This is a genomic window from uncultured Brachyspira sp., assembly GCF_949287625.1.
Lineage (GTDB): Bacteria > Spirochaetota > Brachyspiria > Brachyspirales > Brachyspiraceae > Brachyspira.
In genome coordinates, this window is sequence record NZ_CASEGO010000001.1 from 149,773 (window position 1) to 172,747 (window position 22,975).

Consider the following 22,975-nt stretch of genomic DNA (forward strand, 5'->3'; position numbering starts at 1 on the left):
TGCAGTAATTAAAAATAAAATCATAATTACTGCAATAATTTATATTTATAGGCTTATTATATATTAGATACTATAATATCTCCCATTTCAGAACATCTTACCTGCTTATACAAATAAGTCATCATATTATGTTTAGGCATAATATCAGCTGTTCTATATCCTTCATCTATAGCCTTATAAACAGCTTTTTCTATATCTTCAGCCTCGTTTTCCATTTTAAAAGAATATCTAAACATCATAGCAAGAGAAAGTATTGTTCCTATAGGATTAACTAAGTCTTTACCAGCTATATCAGGAGCAGAACCATGAATAGGCTCATACATACCAACTGTTCCATCAGAAAGACTAGCAGAAGGAGCCATACCAATAGAACCGCTTATAACACTAGCCTCATCGGAAAGTATATCACCAAACATATTCTCTGTTACTATAATTCCGAATTGAGAAGGATTTGAAGCTATCTGCATAGCTGCATTATCAACATACATGTCATTATATTTAACATCGCTGTACTCTTTAGCCAAATTATTCATAACTTCACGCCATAATTTAGAAGTATGAAGTACATTAGCTTTATCAACAGAAGTTAAAGGTCTTTTAAGACTCCTAGCCAAATCAAAAGCCACTTTACCTATTCTTAATATCTCATCTTCTTTATAAACCATAAGATCCGTTGCCTGTCTTATTCCATTAACTACTTCAAATTTATGCTCACCAAAATATACGCCTCCTGTAAGCTCTCTTACAATAACAAAATCAATAACATCTTTACATATACTTTCTTTAAGAGGAGAAGCATATTCTAAAGATTTTAATATTTTTATAGGTCTTATATTGGCATATAATCCCATACCTTTACGAAGTTTTAATAAACCTCTTTCTGGTCTGTTTTCTGGAGCTACTTTATCCCATTTAGGATCTCCTACAGAACCTAAAAGAACAGAATCAGACTTAATACATTTTTCTAAATTTTCATCAGTAAGAGGAACTCCGTATTTATCAATAGAGCATCCTCCCATATCAATATATTCTAAATTAAACTTATGCGAATATTTTTCAGCTATTTTATTTAATACATCAATAGCCTTATCTACTATCTCTGGACCTACTCCGTCTCCTTTAATAACAACAATATTTTTTTCCATAATAATTACCCCTTATTCTTTATAGAGTTCAAAAGCCCGTTAGAGTTAATTATATTTTTAATAAACTCTGGAAAAGGCTCTGCTTTATAGCTTTCATTTTTAGTAATATTTGTTATAATGCCGCTGTCAAAATCAACCTCAACTTCATCTCCATTATCTATTTTTTTGCTTGCCTCTTCGCATTCAAGTATTGCAAGCCCTATATTAATAGAGTTTCTGTAAAATATTCTTGCAAAAGAAGAAGCTATAACGCAGGATATACCAGATTCTTTAATGGCAATAGGAGCATGTTCTCTTGATGAACCGCATCCGAAATTCTCTCCTCCTACCATTATATCGCCTTTCTTTACCTTACTCACAAAATCTTTATCAATATCTTCCATACAATGAGCTGCCAACTCTTTATGATTTGCAGTATTTAAATATCTTGCTGGAATAATAACATCAGTATCAACATTATTTCCATATTTATGAACGAAACCTCTAGCTTTCATTTACTTAATCTCTCCTATTTTATTATAATCATTTGTTATAATCATTATTTAGGCTCTGTTATATATCCAGTCAAAGCACTGTATGCAGCAGTGGCAGGACTAGCTAAATATACTTTAGAAGTTTTATCTCCCATTCTTCCTACAAAGTTTCTATTAGTTGTAGTAACAGCAACCTCATCATGGGCAAGTATACCCATATATCCGCCCAAACAAGGTCCGCATGTAGGAGTAGATACTGCACAGCCTGCATCAATAAATATATCCATATAGCCTAATTTGATGCATTCCTTATAAACCTTCTGAGTAGCTGGTATAATTATGCATCTTACATTTTTAGCTATTTTTTTTCCTTTTAAGATATTTGCAGCAGCAGCCATATCAGACAATCTTCCATTAGTACAAGAACCAATAACCACTTGATCAACTTTTATATCTTTTAATTCTTTAGCATCTTTTGTGTTTTCTGGTAAATGAGGACATGCTACTGTAGGCTCTATTGAAGATAAATCAATATAATATTCTTTTTCATATACTGCATCATCATCAGCTTTAAAAATAGTATAATCTCTTTTTACTATATCTTTTAAATATTCTATAGTTTGATTATCTACTTCAAATATTCCGTTTTTAGCACCTGCCTCAATAGCCATATTGGCAATACAAGCTCTATCGTCCATAGTAAGAGATGAAACGCCTTCTCCTCTAAACTCCATAGATTTATATAAAGCCCCGTCAACACCTATCATACCTATAATATGAAGTATAACATCCTTACCAGATACATTAGGCTTTAATTTACCTTTGAGATTAAATTTAATAGCAGAAGGCACCTTAAACCAAACCTGACCTGTAGCCATAGCAGCAGCCATATCAGTACTTCCAACACCTGTAGAAAAAGCCCCGAAAGCTCCATAAGTACAAGTATGAGAATCAGCACCTATTATAACCTCACCGGGTGCAACCAATCCTTTTTCTGGTAAAAGTGCATGCTCAACTCCCATATCGCCTACATCATAGTAGTTGGTAATATCATATTTATTTGCAAAATCTCTGCATTGTTTGCATTGTTCTGCAGCTTTAATATCTTTATTAGGAGCAAAGTGATCCATAACCAAAGCTATTCTTTCTTTATCAAAAACCTTATCAAAACCATATTTTTCAAATTCATTAATTGCAACAGGGCTTGTTATATCATTTCCTAAAACCAAATCAGTTTTAACCATAATAAGCTCGCCTGCTTCAACCTTATCAACACCTGCATGTGCTGCTAAAATTTTCTGGGTAATAGTCATATTCGTATCCTTAAATTATTTTTTTAATTCTTCTAATTTGAACTTTGAAATATTAAAATTTTTATTATAATATGAAACCGAATTTTAAACAATATATTCATCTTCGGTTTCTTCATCAGGATTATGATTTTCTAAATAATCTTTATAACTAGGATCTAATTCCATAGCTTTATTGAAATTTATTTTAGCAGTTTCATTGTCTCCTTTCTTTTTATAATAGTTTCCAAGCATAAAGTAATTAATTCCGTCATTTACAGCAATACCCAATTCTATAATTTTATTTATAGTTTCTATTGCCTCATCTATTTTTCCTATTTTATCATAATATGCAGCTAATTTTAAATAATTATATTCTTCAGGACTTACTTCTATAACTTTATTAATTGCCTTTATAGCATTATCATAATCATTCCTACTATCATAATATTCAAAAAGCATTAAATGATTATATTCATTATTAGGGTCAATATCTATAAGCTTCTTTATAGTTTTCAAAATATTATCTTGATCTTCTACTATTTTATAAATATTTATTAAGGTTATATAATTATCTCTATTATGAGAATCAAGTTCTATAGCCTTATTAAAATTTTCTATAGCTTTTTCATAGTCATCAAGTTCTAAATAATAATAATTAGCTAATTGAGACCAGCTTTCAGATTTATCAGGAAATTTTTTAGTATTTTCTATTAAATCATCTAAACTTTCTTCGAATAAACCATCTATACTCATAAATACCCCCTTTATATGATAATATTAAAATTCCGCATAAAAATTGAGTATACAATAATTATGCGGAAAATATATAATTATAATTTGTTTAACCCATTAACATAAGCTCTCAAACTAGCTTCAATAATATCTGTACTTACTGCTCTTCCTATAACAGTTTTATCATTAGAAGCCAATCTTACAATAACCTCTCCCAAAGCATCTTCGCCTTCTGTAATAGCATTAATACTATAATTAACTAATTTAGCCTTATTAGAAGTGATAGAGTCTATAGCACCGAATGCAGCATCGATAGGACCATTTCCTTTTCCTATTCCCTCAACGATATTATTCTGACTATCCATAATTGATACAGTAGCCAAAGAAGATATTGAATTGCCATCATTAACAACAAAACCATTCAATGTATAAGTAGGATTTTCTGAATCATTATTACCTATCAATAATGCTTCTATATCTGAATCAGTAACTATTTTCTTTTTATCAGCTAGATTTTTAAATTTTACAAATGCATCTTCCAAAGACTTATCATCAATGTCATAACCTAAAGATTCTATTCTGTCTTTAAAAGCATGTTTTCCTGAATGCTTACCCAATACCATTTTATTTTGAGGTATTCCTATATCTTCAACATTCATAATCTCATAAGTAGAACGTTCTTTCAAAACTCCATGTTGGTGAATACCTGCCTCATGAGCGAAAGCATTAGCACCTACTATCGCTTTATTAGGAGCAACTACCATACCAGAAATTGTAGATAATAATTTTGAAATCTTATAAATTCTTTTAGTATTAATATCAGTATAAGCATTATAAAAATCTTTTCTCGTTTTAATACCCATTACAACTTCTTCCAAACTAGTATTACCCGCACGCTCACCTATACCATTAATAGTACATTCTACCTGAGTAGCACCAGCCAAAACAGCCGATAAAGAATTAGCAGTACCAAGTCCCAAATCGTCATGACAATGAACGGATATATCAACATTATCTATACCCTTAACATTAGCTTTTACATACTTAATAAGCTCAGCCATTTCTAAAGGAGTAGTATATCCTACAGTGTCTGGAACATTGATTGTAGTAGCTCCGTTTTCTATAGCTGCAGAATATGCCTGAACTAAAAAGTCTTTATCACTTCTTGAAGCATCTTCAGCAGAAAACTCTATAAACTCAAATTTTGTTTTAGCATAAGAAACAGATTCTTTTATTGTTTCCAATACCTGCTCTCTGGTCATCTCTAATTTATGCTTTAAATGTATATCGCTTGTAGCTATAAAAGTATGAAGCATTGGGTGTTTAGCCTCAGCAAGTGCTTCATAAGCTCTGTCTATATCTTTTTTATTGCATCTTGCCAAACTAGCTAGCTTAGCATTTTCTACAACTTTACTTACTTCTTTTATGGCATTAAAGTCATCATCAGAACATATAGCAAAACCAGCTTCTATAACATCAACGCCCAATTTATCAAGCTCGGCTGCCATTTCTAATTTTTCTTCTAAATTCATAGTACAACCAGGAGATTGTTCTCCATCTCTTAAAGTAGTATCAAAAATCTTAATCTTTCTCATTGTTAAAACCCTTATAATAAAAACATCATTTATAACTAAAGATGCTTTGGATTATAAAAAATATTTATTATAATATATATTATTATTTTTTAATCCAACTCATCATTTTTCTTAATTCTGCACCGACTTTTTCTAATTTATGCTCTCTTTCTAATCTTTTAGTAGCATTAAATTTAGCTTTGCGTCCTGCACTAAACTCTTGAATAAACTCGCTGGCAAAAGTACCGTCTTGTATTTCTCTTAATACTTTTTTCATTTCTTTTCTAGTCTCTTCAGTTATCATTCTTCTTCCAGTTCTGTAATCGCCGTATTCAGCAGTATTTGAAATAGAATATCTCATCATGGCAAAACCGCCGGAATATATTAAATCAACGATTAATTTCATTTCATGTATACATTCAAAATAAGCCATTTCTGGTTCATATCCAGCTTCTACTAAAGTATCAAAACCAGCTTTCATCAATTCTGTAACACCGCCGCATAATACAGCTTGTTCTCCGAATAAATCAGTTTCTGTTTCTTCTCTGAATGTAGTTTCTAATATACCAGCACGTCCTGCACCTATTCCCGAAGCATAAGCTAAAGCATAATCTTTTGCTCTTCCGCTTTTATCCTGATAAACTGCTATCAAGCTAGGAACACCTCTTCCTTCTAAATACTGACTTCTTACAGTGTGTCCTGGTCCTTTTGGAGCAACCATAATAACATCTATATTATCAGCAGGCATTACAAAATGGAAATGAATATTAAATCCATGAGCAAACATTAATACATTTCCTTCTTTCATATGAGGAGCTACCTGACTGTTATATATATCAGCAGCTACTTCATCTGGCACAAGCATCATAACTATATCTGCAAGCTTAGCAGCTTCTTCTACTTCCATTACTTTAAAACCTGCTTCTTCTGCTTTTTTGCAGTTAGCACTGTCTTTTCTAAGTCCTACTATAACATTCATACCGCTGTCTTTTAAGTTCTGAGCATGTGCATGTCCCTGACTGCCGTATCCCATTATAGCTATAGTTTTACCGTCTAGTACTCCTAGATTACAATCAGCATCATAATATTTTTTTATCATTTTAATTTCTCCTTTTTTTCTTGTTTTTTGTGTTTATTAATATTCAAAATTATTGATTATATTCATATTTGGAACATCATCGCCAAGCTGTATAGATGTTACCCCTGTTCTTGAAAGCTCTAAAATATTAAAGTCTTTTAATGCTTCTAAATATCCGTCTATTACAGAAGAAGGAGCTGTTATTTCTACTGTAATGCTTTTATTTCCAATATCAAGTATAAGCCCATTATATGAATTAGTTATATCGCAGGCTTTACGTCTGCTGCTGTCATTAATTTCTATTTTTACCAAAAGCAAATCTCTTATTATACTGTTGGAATGATCTATTAAATGTACAGAATGAACTTCAATTAGTTTTGAAGTTTGTTTTATAACTTGATTTATATGAGAATCATCACCTTCTGTTACTATAGTCATTCTTGAAATACTAGGAACACAAGTTACAGAACATGTAATAGTTTCTATATTAAAACCCTTTTGACTGAATAATAAAGTTATTCTATTTAATACCCCAGCACTATTGTCTACAAATAAAACTAAAACTCTTCTTTCTTTCTTATCCATTTTTTTACTCCTGCTATTTATTTAATCTACTATGATATCATCTATAGTTCCGCCAGCTGGTATCATAGGCAAAACTCTTAAATCTTTATCTATAACACATTCTATCCAAACAGGGCATTTACATTTTAATGCCTCTTCAAAAGCCTCTTCAAATTCTTTTATAGTTTCACAGTGAAAACCTTTGGCACAAAAACCTTCAGCAACTTTTACATAATCCATTTTTTTATTTATATCAGTACTTGAATATCTTTTATCATAAAAAATAGTCTGCCATTGTCTTACCATACCTAATGTGCTGTTATTAAGAATAATAGTTATAATAGGAAGATCATATTCAACAGCAGTAGCTACTTCATTTAAGTTCATATAAAAAGATCCGTCTCCTGTTATATGTATTACTCTTCTATCTGGCTTAGCAACCTGACATCCTAAAGCAGCACCATATCCGAATCCCATAGTACCCAAACCTCCGCTTGTTATAAAACTTCTAGGCTTGGTATGCCTTATATACTGAACCGCCCACATTTGATGCTGACCTACATCTGTAACATATATAGCTTCATCTTTAGTTTTATATCCTATTATATCCATAACTTTGCTAGGATAAATTCCGTCTTTATTGGTATTTCTGTCAGAATCCTCTTTCATCTCTTTGGCTCTTAAATCTGATAAATATTTTACCCATTCATCATCATCTACTCTTTTTACTAATTTATTAAATCTGTCTAACACATCATTCAAATCACCAATTATACTATAATCAACATTAACATTCTTATTAATCTCGCTTCTGTCAATATCTATATGAATCTTTTTAGCAGTTCCTCCAAATTTAGAAGTATTTAAAGCAACCCTGTCACTGAACCTTGTACCTACAGCAAGTATCAAATCAGCTTCATTCATAACTTTATTCGCAGTAGCAGATCCATGCATTCCTAAAAGTCCAATATTTAATTTTTCATTATATCCTAATACACCAGCCCCCATTAATGTATGTACTGATGGTATATTAGAATTAATCATAAACTCTCTTAATTTATCGCTTGAATCTTTTGCCCCGCCTCCGAAGTATATAATAGGTCTTTTAGATTCATTTATTAATTTTGCAACCTCTTCTATTGTTTTTTCATCTTCTGCACTTATCTCTACTGGTTTAGGAGAAAATTTTTCTCTTTTAGTAAACTCTGTTTCTGCAAATGTGAAATTTTTAGGTATATCTATCAAAACAGGTCCCTTTCTTCCGTTGTTGGCTATTACAAATGCTTTTCTTATAGTGTTGGCAAGTTCATTTATATCTCTTACAACAAAATTATGCTTAGTAATAGGCATTGTTATACCAGCAATAAAAACTTCCTGAAATGAATCTTTACCTATTAAAGTTTCTGGTACATTTGCAGTTATTGCAATCAAAGGCACACTATCCATATAAGCAGTAGCTAAAGGCGTTACCAAATTAGTTGCCCCTGGTCCGCTTGTAGCTATTACAACTCCAGTCTTTCCGCTTGCTCTGGCATAACCATCAGCAGCATGACATGCTCCTGTTTCATCTACAGGCATTATATGTTTTATTTTATCTCTATATTTATAGATAGCATCGTATATAAATAATGCAGCACCGCCCGGATATCCGAATACAGTGTCTACTCCTTCTTCTATTAAAACTTCCATTATTATTTCTGAACCATTCAACTTCATAACAAACTCCTTAAATTATTTTATAGCCTTTTTAAATTTTATTCTTAACATTTCTATTTATAGAAACTTTATTGTAAAAATAATGTTAACTTAAATAAAATTGTATTATGTTTTTCAGATTTTAGATTATATTATAACAGGATATTGACAAGAATAGAGAGGAGAATATTGAGAATAATATTTTTTATAGATTTACTAGAATTATAAAAATTAACTTCAGATGAGATTTGTTTGATAAAAACAGAATCATGGGTCATACTGTAAGCAGGCGACATGTTCATCTTCTTTCTCCTTTCGATATTTGATACATATTATAATATTTTTGAGTAATATTGCAATACTTAAAAACAATTTTTTTTGTTTAAGAGCCATAGATATTATTTTTAGTTTAAAAAGTAAGTATTTCTAAAAAATATAGTATTAATTATTAATAGAGCTAAAAATACTGCAGGATTTAAAATTTAATATCAGAATTTATTATTAGAAGAAATTTTAAGAAGCAGATTCTATAGAAAATAAGATAAGGTAAACTAAAAATAGATGGACTTTCTAAATATGCTTTTTGATGAAATACGCTATTATCATATAGCAGCGGTTGATTTAGTTACGAGAATATCATTTAAATATTTATATTATACCCCCTATAAAGTACCATTGATTTTATTAAACATATGATAGAATATTTCGCATTCATTGCATTCAGATAGATAACGGGTACAGAATTTAGTTACAGAAAACATTTATTTGATAGATACACACATTAGATATATTTTGTAATAAGAAGCATATTAAAAAGTTTATAGCCTGCCTCTGCTTAGTTAGTCTTTAGTACTCCAAAGGTACTAATAGTATGGAATAGTTAAAATACACATCATTGCGACCAAAAAAATTTTATGACTTTTATAATATGGAATTAACTTTATAGAAAGCTAATCAGAAATTAAGGACACTTAAATGCAATATATCTGTCCCCTATGCAGCATAAAAATATTTTTTATCAAAAACATAATAAGATTGTTATATTTTTAATAAAAGTAAAACAAAGGATAAAAAATGAAAAAATATGTTTTTATTATGCTTATAACAGCATTCTTATTTAGTTCATGTAAAAATGATACTACCACACCTAGCAGCAATACTGTAAGTTCAGATGCCCAAGCTGTATTTGATTTGGTAAACCAAGAAAGAGCAAAGGCTGGACTTGAAGCATATAAATTAGATACAAAATTATGTGAAGCTGCCAACAAAAGAGCTCAAGAAATAGTAGAGAAATATGACCATGTAAGACCAGATGGAACTGATTTTGATACTGTACTTGATGAATACGGATTTAATTCAAAAGCATATATCAGAGGCGAAAATATAGTTGCTATGCGTGAAAGTGCATCTTCAGCTATGAACGCTTGGATGAACTCTCAAGGACATAAAGATAATATTCTAGCTGATTATTATACTACAATAGGTATTGGTGTTTATGAATATAATGGAAGCAAATATTGGGTGCAGCTTTTTTTAAGCGACTCTTTTATCTAAATTATCCTATATGTAATCATGGCATTCATGTCGAAGTATAATGTAGCTGGAAATTGAGGATGTGCTATATACTGCCCTATTTTCACATTAACTTCAGTATATATTCTATTTAAGAACTCATACTGAAAATGAGCATAAGCTCCTATTGAATGCCATAACTGTTTAGTATTATTCATATAAGCAAGCATATAATTAATACCTACAGTAAGAGGCATTAAATCAAAAAGAAGCATAGCATCTAGTTTATATGATATATCATTTTGATCTCTGATTAATAACAAGTCATAATCTAAATAATATTTTCCATATCTATTATAAGCATATTTAAAAGTAAGTCCTGCCTGAAGAGTTAATCCTCTGCCTTCAAATAAGGATCTTAAAAAACTCACTTTAAATGTAGGAGTAGCCTCAGCTTCAAATGATATATTAGAAGTTTTTTGGGCATTTGCTATTGAATTAGTACCGAAATCATCGCTTGGACTATTAAAATTCACAAAACCTCTTTTGGCATATGAAAGATAATAATTAAGCATTGATACTTTAACATCTATATTAAAATATTCTGATATTGAACTGTTTACAAATAATGTAAGTCTGTTCATTTCAGCACTGATATGATCGCTTATTCCAACATCAGTTTTTATACCTTCCCAAATATAACCAGGAAATACATCGGATATAAACCTATAAAAAAGCATAATCTTTCCGCCGCCGTCTAAATACGGACTAAACCTTGCATTTAAATCGGCACCTATATAAAGACCAGCCTGCATATTGGTTTGTGCATTAAGAGGCTTCAGTATTACTAATGCATATAATATAAAAATAATTAAAAATTTTAATAACTTCATCTAAATAAAAAAATAATCAATATTATAATAATTCATTATATTATAACATTTTATAAAAATATGTATATGGTTTTTATATATTCATACATTATAACCAATAATTATTACAGCATAAAAAAAGGAGACATTATTAAAAAGTCCCCTTAATAAATTTATATCATCAAAAAATTATTGATTTTTCAAAGGCGTTACAATAGTATCTTCAAAATCATTGTCATTATAAGTTTCATCATCAGAGTAAGCCTCTTCAGCACTCATCAAAAGATTAGCCTCTTCTTGCTCTTCTGATTTTTTACTTTTCTTTTTTGAAGAAGAACTTTCATTGCTTTCTTCATCATCACTATTTTCTTTTGATACTTCTTTAGCCCCTCCGTTTTTCTGTTCTTCTAAATACTCAGCAAGTTTTTCTTTTACCTTATCAGCTCCGCCCATATTCAATGTTTCTCTAATTTGTATCTCAAGCTCCATACGCATTTTAGGGTCTGATGCTAAAAGTTCTCTTACCTTCTCTTTACCCTGAGCAATCTGTTCTCCGTTATAGTAGAACCAAGCACCGCTTCTAGTGATAATTTTTGCTTCCATAGCTAAATCTATTAAAAGACCTTCAGATGATATACCTTTGCCGAATATTATCTCTAAATTAACAACTTTAAATGGAGATGATAATTTATTTTTAACAACTTTTATTTTTACTTTATGACCTATAGTATCATCGCCTTTTTTAATCCATTCTGTTCTTCTTATATCAAGTCTTACAGATGAATAGAATTTCAAAGCCTTACCGCCTGTAGTAGTTTCAGTAGGTCCTGCACCGTATCCTGTAGTAGCAATATTTTGTCTTAATTGGTTAATAAATATTACTGCTGTATTTGTATTGCTTATTATAGCTGTTAATTTTCTTAGAGCATGGCTCATAAGTCTAGCCTGCAAAGCAATATGTGCATCCCCTATATCACCAGCAAGCTCTGCCTTAGAAACAAGTGCTGCAACAGAGTCCACAACAACTATATCAAAAGCGGTAGAAGAAACAACTTTTTCTAATATTTCTAAAGCCTCTTCTCCGCTGTTTGGCTGAGATATATATAAATTATCAATATCTACTCCCAAAGCACTGGCATATACAGGGTCTAAAGCATGTTCAGCATCTATAAAAGCAGCATATCCTCCAGCCTTCTGAGCTTCAGCTATGATGTGTAAAGTGAGTGTTGTTTTACCTGATGCTTCATGACCGTAAATCTCTATAATTCTTCCTCGAGGAACTCCTCCTACACCTAAAGCATGGTCAAGAGTTAATGCCCCAGTAGATATAACATCAACATTGACAGTTTTATTACTTCCAAGTCTCATAAAAGAGCCCGGACCGTATTTTTTATTTATCTGATCGGTAATAGCTTCAATAGCCTCGCTTTTACCGTCTTTTTTTACTTCAGCAGTTTCTTTCTTTTTAGTAGCCATATTTAAAGATTCTCCTAAAAAAACAATATAATAATACATTGTATAAAAATACATTGTTTTTGTCAAGTTATTTACAGATAAAAAATGAAAAAATTAAAAATATTTTGGTGTATAAAAAAAGCCCCTTATAACAGGAGGACTAGCACCCAGTTGGGTTGACTTACCGTTGCTTCCTTCCGAACCTGGCGGATTCATCATCAACTGCCGTAGAACCCCGTTATAAGAGATGTATAAAATAAATAAAAACATATATACGGAGAGAGTGGGATTCGAACCCACGGTACTGTTACGTACACACGACTTCCAATCGTGCTCCTTCAGCCAGCTCGGACATCTCTCCTGATTATTTAATTTAAGCGTGCCTGAGAAGATTTGAACTTCCAACCTTCAGAACCGCAATCTGATGCTCTATCCAATTGAGCTACAGGCACTTAAATATTTTAGTTTAAGAATTGTAACATATTTAATATTTTTTTGCAAATATTAATTTCAGTTTATAATCAATTTATTATATTATTATCAATTATCAAATAATCCGTCTCCGAATTTTAATCCCAACTGAACTCAAAAATCAAATGAAGCTAGATTTCTGCTGTCTACCATAACTAACTCAGCACCTCGTAAATCTATACCGAAATCTGTACCAACATAAGCTCCAAGTAAAAGTGCAACATCTTCATGAACATAAAAAGAATAGTCAAAAGTAAGTTTAACATAAGTCATAACAGCATTTTTCATAATAGTGTTATCAGATTTTCCATATATTTGATGATTAAATTTTGCTCATATTATGATATCATCTATATTTGATAAAGTTTTAATAAAATTACCTAATATACACTCTATATACACTCTGATATACCCTCTCCATAAACAGCAGCAGTATACCATAAATTTAGCCTTAATACCATTGCTTTATCAAATACAGATTTTAATTCCTCTTCAAATAATCTATTTCCAAAAATTTGATATCCCCCCGCAAAATCTGCTCCCCAAGACCAAGCTCCTAATGGTATTTTAGGCATTTTCAGTTCCATAAAATAAACTCAGTCTCACCTTTTATTATAATGTCATCATAATATTTTTCACCTTTAGGGTATATCGTATTAATTTGTTTATTGTCTGCAAAAAATAGTATTTTATTTGCTATGCTTGATTCCAAATATGCATAATAATTATTTGGTATATTTGCCTTTACTGCTAATTGATTATTATTATTTGTAACTAATGTAAAAGATATTTCTGCATTTTTATTCAAGATGTCAAATGCATTCAAATTCATTAAATTATTATTCTGAGCCAAAGCAGTATATGCAGTAATAAAAATTACAATTATGATGTACTTTAATACTTTAAATTGATTTATATTCATTATTATTGTCCCATTTTTTATCATATATTTTGTTTGTATATTATAACATTTATTTTAGCATTTTGTTAAAAAAATGATTACTTTTTAATATCTATCTTTATGATAAAGTTCATTAAAAATTAATAAATATTATAGTTATTTAAAAATTATTTTCATTTATATATTTGATACAATATACAATTTTTTATTTGTATTTTTTGTAACTTTAGCAAATGTATAACAAAATCAAAAATCATTAATATAATTATGATATTGCATAATAAAAATTATTTAAAAACTATAATAATAATTTATAGAATATATAAAACATTATAATTATAAAATAGCAGAATATCTAATTATTATTTATTTTATGTTTAATATAATGTCTAAAATATAGAGTAAGAGTTATCGCTATAATCATTATTATTGCAGCATACATAGACAAATCTTTATACTGCAATCCAAATGAAATTAATATTCCTCCGTATTTAGCCCCTATAGCATTTCCCAAATTAAAAGAACTTTGATTAAATGTAGAAGCCAAATTCGGTGCCCCTTTAGCCTGTTCTACAACTAAAGACTGAAGCATAGGACATATTGCAAATCCTCCTATACTCCAAGCTATTAAATCTATTATCATAGGTATAAGTTTTGTATTTACATATAACATTATAATTTGAATAATTATCATTAAAATCATTATTGAAATTAAAGATTTCATCAAACTCTTATCTCCAAGTTTTCCTCCTAAAAATGTTCCTATAGTAAGTCCTGCTCCTATATAAAATAATACTTTTATAACAGTTTCTTTATTAACCATAGTAACTTTTTGAAGTATAGGATCTATATAAGTAAATATTGTAAATAAACTAGCTGATGTTAATACTGATAATAATAGAGGTATAAAAACTCTTCTATGTCTTAATATCTTAAACTCACTGATAACATCTCCGCTAGGCATAGGTAATTTTGAAGGAATTGATACAATTAATGCTAATATTGCAAGTACACCTATTGCACTAACAAGATAAAAAGTAGCCCTCCAGCCAAACTGTTCTCCTATATGAGTGCCTATAGGAACACCCAAAATATTTGCTAAACTTACCCCCATAAATACTATTGCAATAGCCTGAGATCTTTTATTTTCTCCAGCCATATCAGAAGCAACAACAGAGGCTATTCCAAAGAAAGTACCATGACATAATGCTGCAAGCACTCTGGCTGCCATTAAAAAATTATAATTTGGAGCTACAGCACATAAAATATTTCCAACTATAAACATAATCATCAAAAAAATTAAAGTAATTTTTCTTGAAAGCTTCATCGTTAATATTGCAAGCAGCGGAGCACCAACAACAACCCCCATAGCATACATTGAAACCAAAGTTCCTGCTTTGGGTATACTTATATTTAAATCTCTGGCAACTTCAGAAAGAAGCCCCATTATAACATATTCACTTGTACCAATACCAAATGCCGAAAAAGTAAGCATAAATATAGCAAAAGGCATTTTTAATAATCTCCTATTTTTTAATTAATTAGCTATAAATTCTATATTTATTTTTTTATCTGTCAATCTATATTTTAGAATTTTATATATTTTTTTTAAATTATTAATATAATAAAACAATTATAATTTGCGAAGAAATGAATTTTTTGATTTATATATTTGCATATCTGATTCTTTTATATACTTTATGTACTGCATACCTGTATGAAAAATTTATTTTAATTATAAAATTTTAAAATAAATAAAAATATATGAATAATACTATGATATTTTTTATCTTCTATCTAAAGCCTTCATTAAATAAGCCATATTTTTACCAAGATTTTTTATAGTTTTTATTCCTTCTTCATCATTTTTTACATCTTCAATATCTTTACCAAAAGCAAAAGTCCAATAGCTTGATCCTGCTAAAAACATATCTTGGATAATTAAAAAATGATTCATAGCATCAATAGCATTCAAAGCCCCGCCTCTCCTTGAAGCACAAACAGAAGCACAAGCTTTATATTTAAATAAATTTTTATCTCTATGCATATCAGAAATAACAGATGCCCTTTCTAAAAATGCCTGAAGATTAGAAGAAATATTTGCACTGTAAACAGGAGATGCTAGTATAATACCATCAGCATTTTTCATCTTCTCAAAATATTCCTGAAAATTATCATTTTTATGCACACAATTAGTTTTTTTAGCACAACCCCAGCATGCTTTACAAGGCTCTATTACTTGTCTTGCTAATTGTATCATTTCAGTTTCAATTCCTTCTCTGTTAAGCTCTTCAAATATTATGTTTACAAGAATAGCAGTATTCCCATCTTTTCTCGCACTTCCATTAATAGCTAATACCTTCATTTTTTAACACCTCTTTTAATATATAAAAATTAATATTTAAACATTATTTTTTATTTATTATAAAACTATTTCATATTCTCTTCCCAATCTCTTACCGTTTGTATATTAGTATCATCTGCCAATTTTTCTAAATATTTAATTTCATCTTCTTTTAAGATAATATTTAGAGCCTCTTTTGCTTCTTCAACTTGATGTACTTTTGTAACCCCGATAATTGGCAATGTTCCTTTAGATATAGCCCAAGCAATGCTAACTTGTGCAGGGCTTGCATTATATTTTTTTCCAATAGTTTTTAAGCCTTCAATTAATGCTTCTAATTCTTTTAAGTGAGAATTGTAAGCTTTATCTCTTGCAGTATCTTTTTTGAATGGATTTGAAATATTATATTTTCCTGTTAATGCTCCTTGTTCTAAAACCATATAAGAGAAAAACGTAATGCCTTTATCTTTAGAATATTTTAATATACCAGAGTTTTCAGAAAATCTATCTAATAGGCTAAAATGATTTTGAATAGCTGATATTTTTAATCCTTCTTTTTCAAGTATATCTTCAGCCTCTTTGATTTGTTCTATATTGAAATTTGAAAGTCCAATACTTTTAATTTGTTTATCTTTAGCTATTGGTATTATATAATTTATCCATTTTCTAAAGTCTAAAGGGTTATGAATCCAATAAATATCTATTTTGTCAATATGAAGACGTTTTTTACTTTCATCAAGCATTTTCTCAATAGGATTATCAGATTTTCCAGCTATTTGAGGAGTAAATTTTGTTGAGATTATGATATCATCTATATTTGATAAAGTTTTAATAAAATTACCCAATATACGCTCTGATGTACCTTCTCCATAAACTGCAGCGGTATCCCATAAATTTAGCCCTAATGCCATTGCTCTATCAAATACAGGTTTTAATTCCTCTTCAAATAAACTATTTCCAAAAACTTGATCTCCGCCTGCAAAACCTGCTCCCCAAGACCAAGCTCCTAATGCTATTTTAGGCATTTTTAGTTCCATAAAATGAACTCCTTTATATGTTATTAAATTATTTTGGATTATAAATATTTTTTTTATAATATCAAATATTTAATTGTTATATTTAATTATGCTTAATAGGTATGGAAGTGAAATTATTATATTTATTAATTATTGATATTTTTATTACAAAAGAAAAGAGTTAAAATAAAAAAGCCGCTGTAAATAACAGCAGCTTTCATAATTTTTAATATTTTAGTAAAGATTAATATCTAGTTTCATAAGGCAAAAGTGCTATATTTCTAGCTCTTTTTATAGCTTTAGTAACTAATCTTTGATGTTTAGAACAAGTACCGTTTAAGCGTTTAGGTATAATTTTACCGCTGTCTTTAACGTATCTTTTTAACAATTTAATGTCTTTATAATCTAATACATCGATATTGTTTTTGCAGAAATAGCAAACTTTTTTCTTAAAGAATTTTTTTCTTCCGTCTTTTTCATTAGGCTCTTTGCTGAAATGAGGTTTTCTCTCACCTTTAGCTTTAACTTCTTCTTCGTTATTATTATTTTCAAGATTTTCAGTATTTTCTAAATCCATTGTTTTATCTCCTAAAAATTAAATTAATTATTAAAATGGCACTTCATCATCATCATCTGAGAAACTTCCCAAATCTACACCTGAAGATGAAGGAGAGTATGTAGTATCCATAGTATTTCCTGCTGCCGCATTTGCAGAGCCAAGCATCTGCATATTCTGCATAATAATTCTTACTTTGGATCTTGCTGCATTAGTATCCTTATCCTGCCATCTTTCCTGCCTTAAAGTACCCATTATAGCAACCTGTTTTCCTTTTGTAAGGTACTTGCTTACAGTTTCGGCCATTTTTCCGAAAGCAACTACATCAAAGTAATTAACTTCTGTAGCATTTTTAGTACTTACATAATAATTATTTGCTATAGAAAACTCTGCAACAGCACTTCCGCTAGGCAGATATTTTGATACAGGATCGGCTGTGAGTCTTCCTATTAAAGTTACACTATTAAAATCTGTTGCCATAAAAATAAACCTTTATTTAAGCCTCTTTAGAAGCTTCTTCATTATTATTATTTTCTTTATTAACTTCTTTTTTATTTTTTTGTATTATTTCATCTAAGCGTACAATTATAAATCTTAATATGCTAAGTTCATAACGAAGTTCTTTTTCAATATGAGCCAAATTATTACCATCGCATCTGAAATGATAGTAATAGAATTTACCTTGATTAACTTTGCGTATTGGGTAGCTTAGATTATGAATACCGTAATCAGCTTCATTAAAAATTTCTGCGTGATAGTTTTGAAGAATAGTTTTTACATGATCTTTAGCATTTTGATGCACAGCGTCATTGATTTCTGTTACGAATAGTATTTCGTATTCTCTCATTTATTAACTCCTTGGACAAAGCTTCTTTAGAAGAATTTTTAAAGAAGCGAAGTATATAATTATTAATTATGCTATGATAAATGATTTTTATCAAAAAGTCAAGAATATTTATCTTTAGAAAATATTATATATTATACATTTTATATTATTATGTTAATTGAAAGCGGGTAAAAGTTGAAAAAAATGACTATAAGTAAACATAATGCATTTGATTTTATTATTCAATATAGTATAATATAAATAATAAAAATCTTGGAGAACAAAATGAAAAAATTACTAGTTATGTTTTTGTTGGTAGCTATATCAATATCAGTTCATGCATACCAAACGGTTCCTTTCATGTTTAATGATTTAGTACCTTATGGAATCACTCCTGATGAAGTTAATGAGATATTAATGGCTTCTAATTTTTCTTCAGCTGCTGCTGAGCCTATAAGTGGTACATTCTATGTAAGCAGATATCCAGATCCTGATTTAGTATGGTATAATCCTCATACTATGAAATGGATAAATGTTAAATTTACTACTAATGATGTTTCAGAACTTTTCACAAGAGATGAAAATATCTTATATTTTAATTTCATTGTTACAAATGAATTTAAATGTATGACAGTTAGAGCTGATGCTATCAATGAAGAAGCTACTTTAGCTGGAAAAGAAACTAAATGGGCTTATAAATTCTTCTTTCATGAAGATAAATTATTTGCTGTAAGTGCTGTTTATGAAGGCGATTATACTTTACAGCAGTATAAAGACAGAAATGAAGGCAATGAGTATGCTCACCCAGGTTATGTAATGTCTAGAGGTTTATTCAGCAGAACTTTAGGCGGCTTCCATATGAAATACGGCGGTTTCCACAACAGCGGATACACTACTTTTGATGATTTTACTTCTATGAGATACGGAAACTATGCTAATAAAGCTGCTAATACTTCTTTAGCTGTTTATTATGCTACTTATGGCGGTAAAAATATTAACTTTGTTGCTTCTTATGTAGATAATTTCAGAATGCAGCCTATAGCAAACAGATTCCAAAACTTATATTATGAAAACTATTTTGATTTTGCTGATGTTCCTGTAGGAATACCTCCAGAAATCAAACCTCCAAAAGATGAAAATGCTGAGGATAACAATAATAACACTCAAGCTACTGAAAACGCTCAGTAATTAATAATTAGTTTAATAAATAGAGAGTCTATAATATATAGGCTCTCTATTTTTTTATAATCACTTTTTTAAAATTTAAAACTCATTATTTATTTTGCAAAAAACATTCATATATGATATAATCGTCTAAATTAAATAACTTTTGTTTATATTTTTGTTTAAGAGGTTTTTTATTATGGAGTTACAGCAATTAAGCATAATTCAAATTAGAGAGAAATTAAAAAATAAGGAAATAGATGCCCCTGCATTAGTTGAATCTATTATAAAAAAAATAGAAGAAGATGATAAAAGAGAAGATAAAATACATGCCTATCTTGAAGTTTTTAAAGATGAAGCTATAGAACAAGCAAAGAAAGCTCAAGAGAGAATAAATAATGGTGAAGACTTACCTCTTCTTGGAGTTCCTTTGGCTATTAAAGATAATTTATGTTATAAAGATCATTTAATGACAGCTTCTTCAAAAATGCTTGAAGGATATAAAGCTCCATATACAGCTCCTACAGTTCAAAGATTAATAGATAATGGTGCTATTATTATAGGAAGAACTAATATGGACGAATTTGCTATGGGAGGAACTACAGAAACTTCCAATTACGGCATAACTAGAAATCCTAGAAACAGAGCTTATGTACCTGGGGGGTCTTCAGGCGGTTCTGCTGCTGCTGTTGCTGCTGATTTTGCATTCGGTGCTTTAGGAAGTGATACTGGAGGATCTATAAGACAGCCTGCTTCTTTCTGCGGTATAGTTGGAGTTAAACCTACATACGGAAGAGTACCTAGACTTGGATGTATTGCTATGGCAAGCAGTTTAGACCAAGTAGGACCTTTAACTAAAGATGTTAAAGATGCTGCTTTAATGACTAAAATTATTGCTGGATTCGACCCTAAAGAATCTACTACTCTAAATATTCCTGTTCCAGATTATCTTTCTGCTTTAGACGGAAATATTAAAGGAATGAAAATAGGACTTGCTAAAGAATATTATGATACTGATTTAATAGCTTCAGATGTAAAAGAAAATATTATGAATGCTATAGGAAAATTAAAAGATCAAGGTGCTGAAATTGTTGATATAAGCCTGCCTAATGCTAAATATGGTTCAAGAGTTTATACTGCTGTTATGACAGTAGAAGTTGCTTCCAATATGGGAAGATATGATGGTATAAGATACGGATATCACCCTAAGGGCGATTTTAATTTAGATGAATATTACTATACTTCAAGAAGTGTAGGACTTGCTTTTGAAACTAGAGCTAGAATATTATTCGGTACTTTAATGACTGGTAAAAGATTTTTCTATAGCCATTATCAGCATGCTCTAAAAGTGAGAAAATTAATGCAGATGGATTTTGATAATGCATTCAAAAATGTAGATGTTATAATATCACCATCTTCTCCTGTAACTGCAGGACTTTTAGGTACTAGAGACCAAACAGACAGTGCTTTGGGTTTTTTGGCAGACAGCTACACTTCTAATATTAACTTAGTAGGACTTCCAGCTATGAGTGTACCTTGCGGTCATGATAAAAACAATATGCCTATAGGTATACAGTTTATAACTAAACAGTTTAATGAAACTGATATGTTTAGAATGGCATATGCTCATGAATTAGCTAACAAATAATTTTTTAATAATTTTAATAATAAAAAAATAATAAGGAGGTATAAAAGCCTCCTTTTTTATTTTTTATGAATTAAAAAAGGATAGTTAGATTTTACAATTTTTATTTATCATTATTTACAATTAATTTAATTCCTATATAATATATAAAAATAGTTTTAATTTAGGATTAATTATTATGAGCAAAGTTGCTGTTATAAAATGCGAAAATTATAATTTAGAAGAAGTAAAAAACGCCATCAAAAGAGCTTTAGACCTAATTGGAGGAATAGATTTATTTGTTAAAGAAAATGATAAAGTATTATTAAAACCAAATTTGCTCGCAGCAGAAACGGCAGAAAGATCCGTTACTACCCACCCTATTGTGTTTGAAGCTGTAGTATCTATACTTCAGGAGAAAACCAAAAACATTTCTTATGGAGATTCCCCAGGTGTTGGAAAAGGAAGCAGCGTTGCATCGAAAGCTGGTATAGATGAAGCTGCTAATAGATTAAATGTTCAGTATGCTGATTTTGAAGAACCTGTTGGAGTTACATATGAAAACGGAGTACAGGAGAAAAGTTTTACAATAGCAAAACCTATTCAGGAAGCTGATGTTATAATAAGTCTGCCTAAATTAAAATCACATGCACTTACAACTATGACTGGAGCTGTAAAAAATCAGTTTGGATGTGTCCCAGGTTTTAGAAAGGCTGAATATCATTTAAAGCTGCCTGATTTTGAAGATTTTTCAACTATGCTCCTTGACTTGAATAAACTTGTAAATCCTAAACTTTATATAATGGACGGCATTTTAGCTATGGAAGGAAACGGTCCTAGAAATGGAAGCCCTAGAAAAATAAATGCTATATTAGTATCAGATGATGCAGTGGCATTAGATTATACGGCTTCACAGATAATATCATTCGATTATAATACCATACCTACTTTAAAAATGGGATTTAAACATGGTTTCTGCAATAAAGATGATATAGAAGTATTAGGAGACGGAATAGAAAGCGTAAAAGTTACAGATTTTAAAAAACCTCATAAAGGTGTAGGCATAGGAAGAAGTTTGATGAAATTAAGCAAATTCCCTATAATAAAAAGACTGTTTGCTACGATTATACCAAAACCTGTAATAGATAAAAGTAAATGCGTAAAATGCGGAGTATGTGTTAAAGTATGCCCTGTAACACCATTAGCACTTAATTTTGACAAAAAGGGAAAAAACTCTCCGCCAGAATATTATTATAAACACTGCATATCATGCTACTGCTGTCAGGAACTATGTCCTCATAAAGCTATATTTTTAAAGAGAAAGTTTTAAAAAATTTTTATTTTAAACTTTTTTAATAATTAATTTTTTATTTTACATTTTGAACTTTACATAATAATTTTATTCTAATATATACTGGAACGATTTCATTTTGTCAACTGATGCACTTTATACAGAATTATCAACTTTTTTGCCGCACACGCTCTGCGGAATTCGTCAAATGCAGTCTTTTCGCCCGCCTACGGCACGCAGAGCGAGGCGTACAGCGTATGGTTCTTTGTGCCAACAAAAGAACTGAGGTGTTGCGTAGCACACAGCGTGGTGGGCAAAGCCCTGCAAATATTTTAAATTAAAAAAATTAATTTTTGACAAACTGTATTTATTTAGGTATATACTGAAAAT

The 22,975-nt window shown here is 29.9% G+C and carries 21 protein-coding genes, 2 tRNA genes, 1 other RNA gene and 2 pseudogenes; 4 read left to right on the forward strand and 22 right to left on the reverse strand.

The annotated features are described in order from the left end of the window. Positions 1-56: 56 nt before the first annotated feature. The 8 genes from leuB to ilvB form a co-directional block, all read right to left on the reverse strand. The gene (leuB, locus tag Q1X91_RS00815; RefSeq protein ID WP_300752418.1) at positions 57-1,145 is read right to left on the reverse strand and encodes a 3-isopropylmalate dehydrogenase; all 1,089 of its coding nucleotides are present in this window, start codon (positions 1,143-1,145) and stop codon (positions 57-59) included. Between the two features lie 5 nt (positions 1,146-1,150). Next, positions 1,151-1,639: a 3-isopropylmalate dehydratase small subunit gene (gene leuD / locus Q1X91_RS00820; RefSeq protein ID WP_300752419.1), complete on the reverse strand. Its 489-nt coding sequence runs from the start codon at positions 1,637-1,639 to the stop codon at positions 1,151-1,153. Positions 1,640-1,683: 44 nt separating this feature from the next. Then, complete coding sequence (gene leuC / locus Q1X91_RS00825; RefSeq protein ID WP_300752421.1) at positions 1,684-2,931, reverse strand: 3-isopropylmalate dehydratase large subunit; 1,248 nt, start codon at positions 2,929-2,931, stop codon at positions 1,684-1,686. Positions 2,932-3,015: 84 nt separating this feature from the next. Next, on the reverse strand, positions 3,016-3,663 hold the full coding sequence (locus Q1X91_RS00830; RefSeq protein WP_300752423.1) for a tetratricopeptide repeat protein: 648 nt from the start codon (positions 3,661-3,663) through the stop codon (positions 3,016-3,018). Positions 3,664-3,740: 77 nt separating this feature from the next. Further along, positions 3,741-5,237, reverse strand: coding sequence for a 2-isopropylmalate synthase (locus Q1X91_RS00835; RefSeq protein ID WP_300752426.1), 1,497 nt, complete (start codon positions 5,235-5,237; stop codon positions 3,741-3,743). Positions 5,238-5,319: 82 nt separating this feature from the next. Further along, the gene (gene ilvC, locus Q1X91_RS00840) at positions 5,320-6,315 is read right to left on the reverse strand and encodes a ketol-acid reductoisomerase (protein ID WP_013114663.1); all 996 of its coding nucleotides are present in this window, start codon (positions 6,313-6,315) and stop codon (positions 5,320-5,322) included. A gap of 36 nt (positions 6,316-6,351) precedes the next feature. Then, positions 6,352-6,879: an acetolactate synthase small subunit gene (gene ilvN, locus Q1X91_RS00845; RefSeq protein ID WP_300752432.1), complete on the reverse strand. Its 528-nt coding sequence runs from the start codon at positions 6,877-6,879 to the stop codon at positions 6,352-6,354. 21 nt (positions 6,880-6,900) lie between these two features. Next, positions 6,901-8,574 (reverse strand): biosynthetic-type acetolactate synthase large subunit, encoded by a 1,674-nt coding sequence (gene ilvB / locus Q1X91_RS00850; protein WP_300752434.1) that lies wholly within the window; start codon positions 8,572-8,574, stop codon positions 6,901-6,903. Positions 8,575-9,627: 1,053 nt separating this feature from the next. On the opposite strand from ilvB, the gene Q1X91_RS00855 reads away from it, so the two are divergent. Further along, positions 9,628-10,107, forward strand: a complete 480-nt coding sequence (locus Q1X91_RS00855) for a CAP domain-containing protein (protein WP_300752436.1) — start codon at positions 9,628-9,630, stop codon at positions 10,105-10,107. Here the strand turns inward: Q1X91_RS00855 and Q1X91_RS00860 are convergent. The 14 genes and pseudogenes from Q1X91_RS00860 to rpsF form a co-directional block, all read right to left on the reverse strand. Further along, positions 10,104-10,958 (reverse strand): toxin A, encoded by an 855-nt coding sequence (locus tag Q1X91_RS00860; protein WP_300752438.1) that lies wholly within the window; start codon positions 10,956-10,958, stop codon positions 10,104-10,106. The genes Q1X91_RS00855 and Q1X91_RS00860 overlap by 4 nt on opposite strands. A gap of 168 nt (positions 10,959-11,126) precedes the next feature. Beyond that, positions 11,127-12,413: a recombinase RecA gene (gene recA, locus Q1X91_RS00865; protein ID WP_300752440.1), complete on the reverse strand. Its 1,287-nt coding sequence runs from the start codon at positions 12,411-12,413 to the stop codon at positions 11,127-11,129. Between the two features lie 125 nt (positions 12,414-12,538). Continuing rightward, positions 12,539-12,633: signal recognition particle sRNA small type (gene ffs, locus Q1X91_RS00870), an RNA gene on the reverse strand. A 34-nt stretch (positions 12,634-12,667) separates the two neighbouring features. Continuing rightward, positions 12,668-12,753, reverse strand: a tRNA-Ser gene (locus tag Q1X91_RS00875). Positions 12,754-12,770: 17 nt separating this feature from the next. After that, positions 12,771-12,844, reverse strand: a tRNA-Arg gene (locus tag Q1X91_RS00880). A 133-nt stretch (positions 12,845-12,977) separates the two neighbouring features. Beyond that, positions 12,978-13,160 (reverse strand): annotated as a pseudogene (locus tag Q1X91_RS00885) (hypothetical protein); the annotation flags it as partial. A gap of 95 nt (positions 13,161-13,255) precedes the next feature. Continuing rightward, complete coding sequence (locus Q1X91_RS00890; RefSeq protein WP_300752442.1) at positions 13,256-13,450, reverse strand: hypothetical protein; 195 nt, start codon at positions 13,448-13,450, stop codon at positions 13,256-13,258. Further along, positions 13,450-13,785: pseudogene (locus Q1X91_RS00895) on the reverse strand (thiol:disulfide interchange protein); the annotation flags it as partial. The gene Q1X91_RS00890 and the pseudogene Q1X91_RS00895, both read right to left, overlap by 1 nt. 334 nt (positions 13,786-14,119) lie before the next feature. Next, positions 14,120-15,277: an MFS transporter gene (locus Q1X91_RS00900; RefSeq protein ID WP_300752444.1), complete on the reverse strand. Its 1,158-nt coding sequence runs from the start codon at positions 15,275-15,277 to the stop codon at positions 14,120-14,122. Positions 15,278-15,550: 273 nt separating this feature from the next. Continuing rightward, complete coding sequence (locus Q1X91_RS00905) at positions 15,551-16,129, reverse strand: flavodoxin family protein (protein ID WP_300752446.1); 579 nt, start codon at positions 16,127-16,129, stop codon at positions 15,551-15,553. Positions 16,130-16,194: 65 nt separating this feature from the next. Continuing rightward, the gene (locus Q1X91_RS00910; RefSeq protein WP_300752448.1) at positions 16,195-17,145 is read right to left on the reverse strand and encodes an aldo/keto reductase; all 951 of its coding nucleotides are present in this window, start codon (positions 17,143-17,145) and stop codon (positions 16,195-16,197) included. 223 nt (positions 17,146-17,368) lie between these two features. Then, the gene (rpsR, locus tag Q1X91_RS00915; RefSeq protein ID WP_300752449.1) at positions 17,369-17,701 is read right to left on the reverse strand and encodes a 30S ribosomal protein S18; all 333 of its coding nucleotides are present in this window, start codon (positions 17,699-17,701) and stop codon (positions 17,369-17,371) included. 30 nt (positions 17,702-17,731) lie between these two features. After that, positions 17,732-18,160, reverse strand: a complete 429-nt coding sequence (gene ssb, locus Q1X91_RS00920; RefSeq protein ID WP_300752451.1) for a single-stranded DNA-binding protein — start codon at positions 18,158-18,160, stop codon at positions 17,732-17,734. Positions 18,161-18,176: 16 nt separating this feature from the next. Further along, positions 18,177-18,527 carry a 30S ribosomal protein S6 gene (rpsF, locus tag Q1X91_RS00925; RefSeq protein ID WP_300752453.1) on the reverse strand — a complete coding sequence of 117 codons (351 nt, stop codon included), beginning with the start codon at positions 18,525-18,527 and terminating at the stop codon, positions 18,177-18,179. Between the two features lie 264 nt (positions 18,528-18,791). Between rpsF and Q1X91_RS00930 the strand changes: the two genes are divergently transcribed. The 3 genes from Q1X91_RS00930 (at position 18,792) to Q1X91_RS00940 (ending at position 22,624) form a co-directional block, all read left to right on the forward strand. After that, positions 18,792-19,694, forward strand: a complete 903-nt coding sequence (locus Q1X91_RS00930; RefSeq protein ID WP_300752456.1) for a hypothetical protein — start codon at positions 18,792-18,794, stop codon at positions 19,692-19,694. Between the two features lie 175 nt (positions 19,695-19,869). Further along, the gene (gene gatA, locus Q1X91_RS00935) at positions 19,870-21,318 is read left to right on the forward strand and encodes an Asp-tRNA(Asn)/Glu-tRNA(Gln) amidotransferase subunit GatA (RefSeq protein ID WP_300752458.1); all 1,449 of its coding nucleotides are present in this window, start codon (positions 19,870-19,872) and stop codon (positions 21,316-21,318) included. A gap of 175 nt (positions 21,319-21,493) precedes the next feature. Beyond that, positions 21,494-22,624 (forward strand): DUF362 domain-containing protein, encoded by a 1,131-nt coding sequence (locus Q1X91_RS00940; protein WP_300752459.1) that lies wholly within the window; start codon positions 21,494-21,496, stop codon positions 22,622-22,624. Positions 22,625-22,975: the final 351 nt, after the last annotated feature.

Coding starts and splice junctions, on each gene's coding strand:
- leuB (WP_300752418.1), bottom strand. CDS start 1,145: ATGGAAAAAAATATTGTTGTTATTAAAGGAGACGGAGTAGGTCCAGAG.
- leuD (WP_300752419.1), bottom strand. CDS start 1,639: ATGAAAGCTAGAGGTTTCGTTCATAAATATGGAAATAATGTTGATACT.
- leuC (WP_300752421.1), bottom strand. CDS start 2,931: ATGACTATTACCCAGAAAATTTTAGCAGCACATGCAGGTGTTGATAAG.
- Q1X91_RS00830 (WP_300752423.1), bottom strand. CDS start 3,663: ATGAGTATAGATGGTTTATTCGAAGAAAGTTTAGATGATTTAATAGAA.
- Q1X91_RS00835 (WP_300752426.1), bottom strand. CDS start 5,237: ATGAGAAAGATTAAGATTTTTGATACTACTTTAAGAGATGGAGAACAA.
- ilvC (WP_013114663.1), bottom strand. CDS start 6,315: ATGATAAAAAAATATTATGATGCTGATTGTAATCTAGGAGTACTAGAC.
- ilvN (WP_300752432.1), bottom strand. CDS start 6,879: ATGGATAAGAAAGAAAGAAGAGTTTTAGTTTTATTTGTAGACAATAGT.
- ilvB (WP_300752434.1), bottom strand. CDS start 8,574: ATGAAGTTGAATGGTTCAGAAATAATAATGGAAGTTTTAATAGAAGAA.
- Q1X91_RS00855 (WP_300752436.1), top strand. CDS start 9,628: ATGAAAAAATATGTTTTTATTATGCTTATAACAGCATTCTTATTTAGT.
- Q1X91_RS00860 (WP_300752438.1), bottom strand. CDS start 10,958: ATGAAGTTATTAAAATTTTTAATTATTTTTATATTATATGCATTAGTA.
- recA (WP_300752440.1), bottom strand. CDS start 12,413: ATGGCTACTAAAAAGAAAGAAACTGCTGAAGTAAAAAAAGACGGTAAA.
- Q1X91_RS00890 (WP_300752442.1), bottom strand. CDS start 13,450: ATGGAACTGAAAATGCCTAAAATACCATTAGGAGCTTGGTCTTGGGGA.
- Q1X91_RS00900 (WP_300752444.1), bottom strand. CDS start 15,277: ATGCCTTTTGCTATATTTATGCTTACTTTTTCGGCATTTGGTATTGGT.
- Q1X91_RS00905 (WP_300752446.1), bottom strand. CDS start 16,129: ATGAAGGTATTAGCTATTAATGGAAGTGCGAGAAAAGATGGGAATACT.
- Q1X91_RS00910 (WP_300752448.1), bottom strand. CDS start 17,145: ATGGAACTAAAAATGCCTAAAATAGCATTAGGAGCTTGGTCTTGGGGA.
- rpsR (WP_300752449.1), bottom strand. CDS start 17,701: ATGGATTTAGAAAATACTGAAAATCTTGAAAATAATAATAACGAAGAA.
- ssb (WP_300752451.1), bottom strand. CDS start 18,160: ATGGCAACAGATTTTAATAGTGTAACTTTAATAGGAAGACTCACAGCC.
- rpsF (WP_300752453.1), bottom strand. CDS start 18,527: ATGAGAGAATACGAAATACTATTCGTAACAGAAATCAATGACGCTGTG.
- Q1X91_RS00930 (WP_300752456.1), top strand. CDS start 18,792: ATGAAAAAATTACTAGTTATGTTTTTGTTGGTAGCTATATCAATATCA.
- gatA (WP_300752458.1), top strand. CDS start 19,870: ATGGAGTTACAGCAATTAAGCATAATTCAAATTAGAGAGAAATTAAAA.
- Q1X91_RS00940 (WP_300752459.1), top strand. CDS start 21,494: ATGAGCAAAGTTGCTGTTATAAAATGCGAAAATTATAATTTAGAAGAA.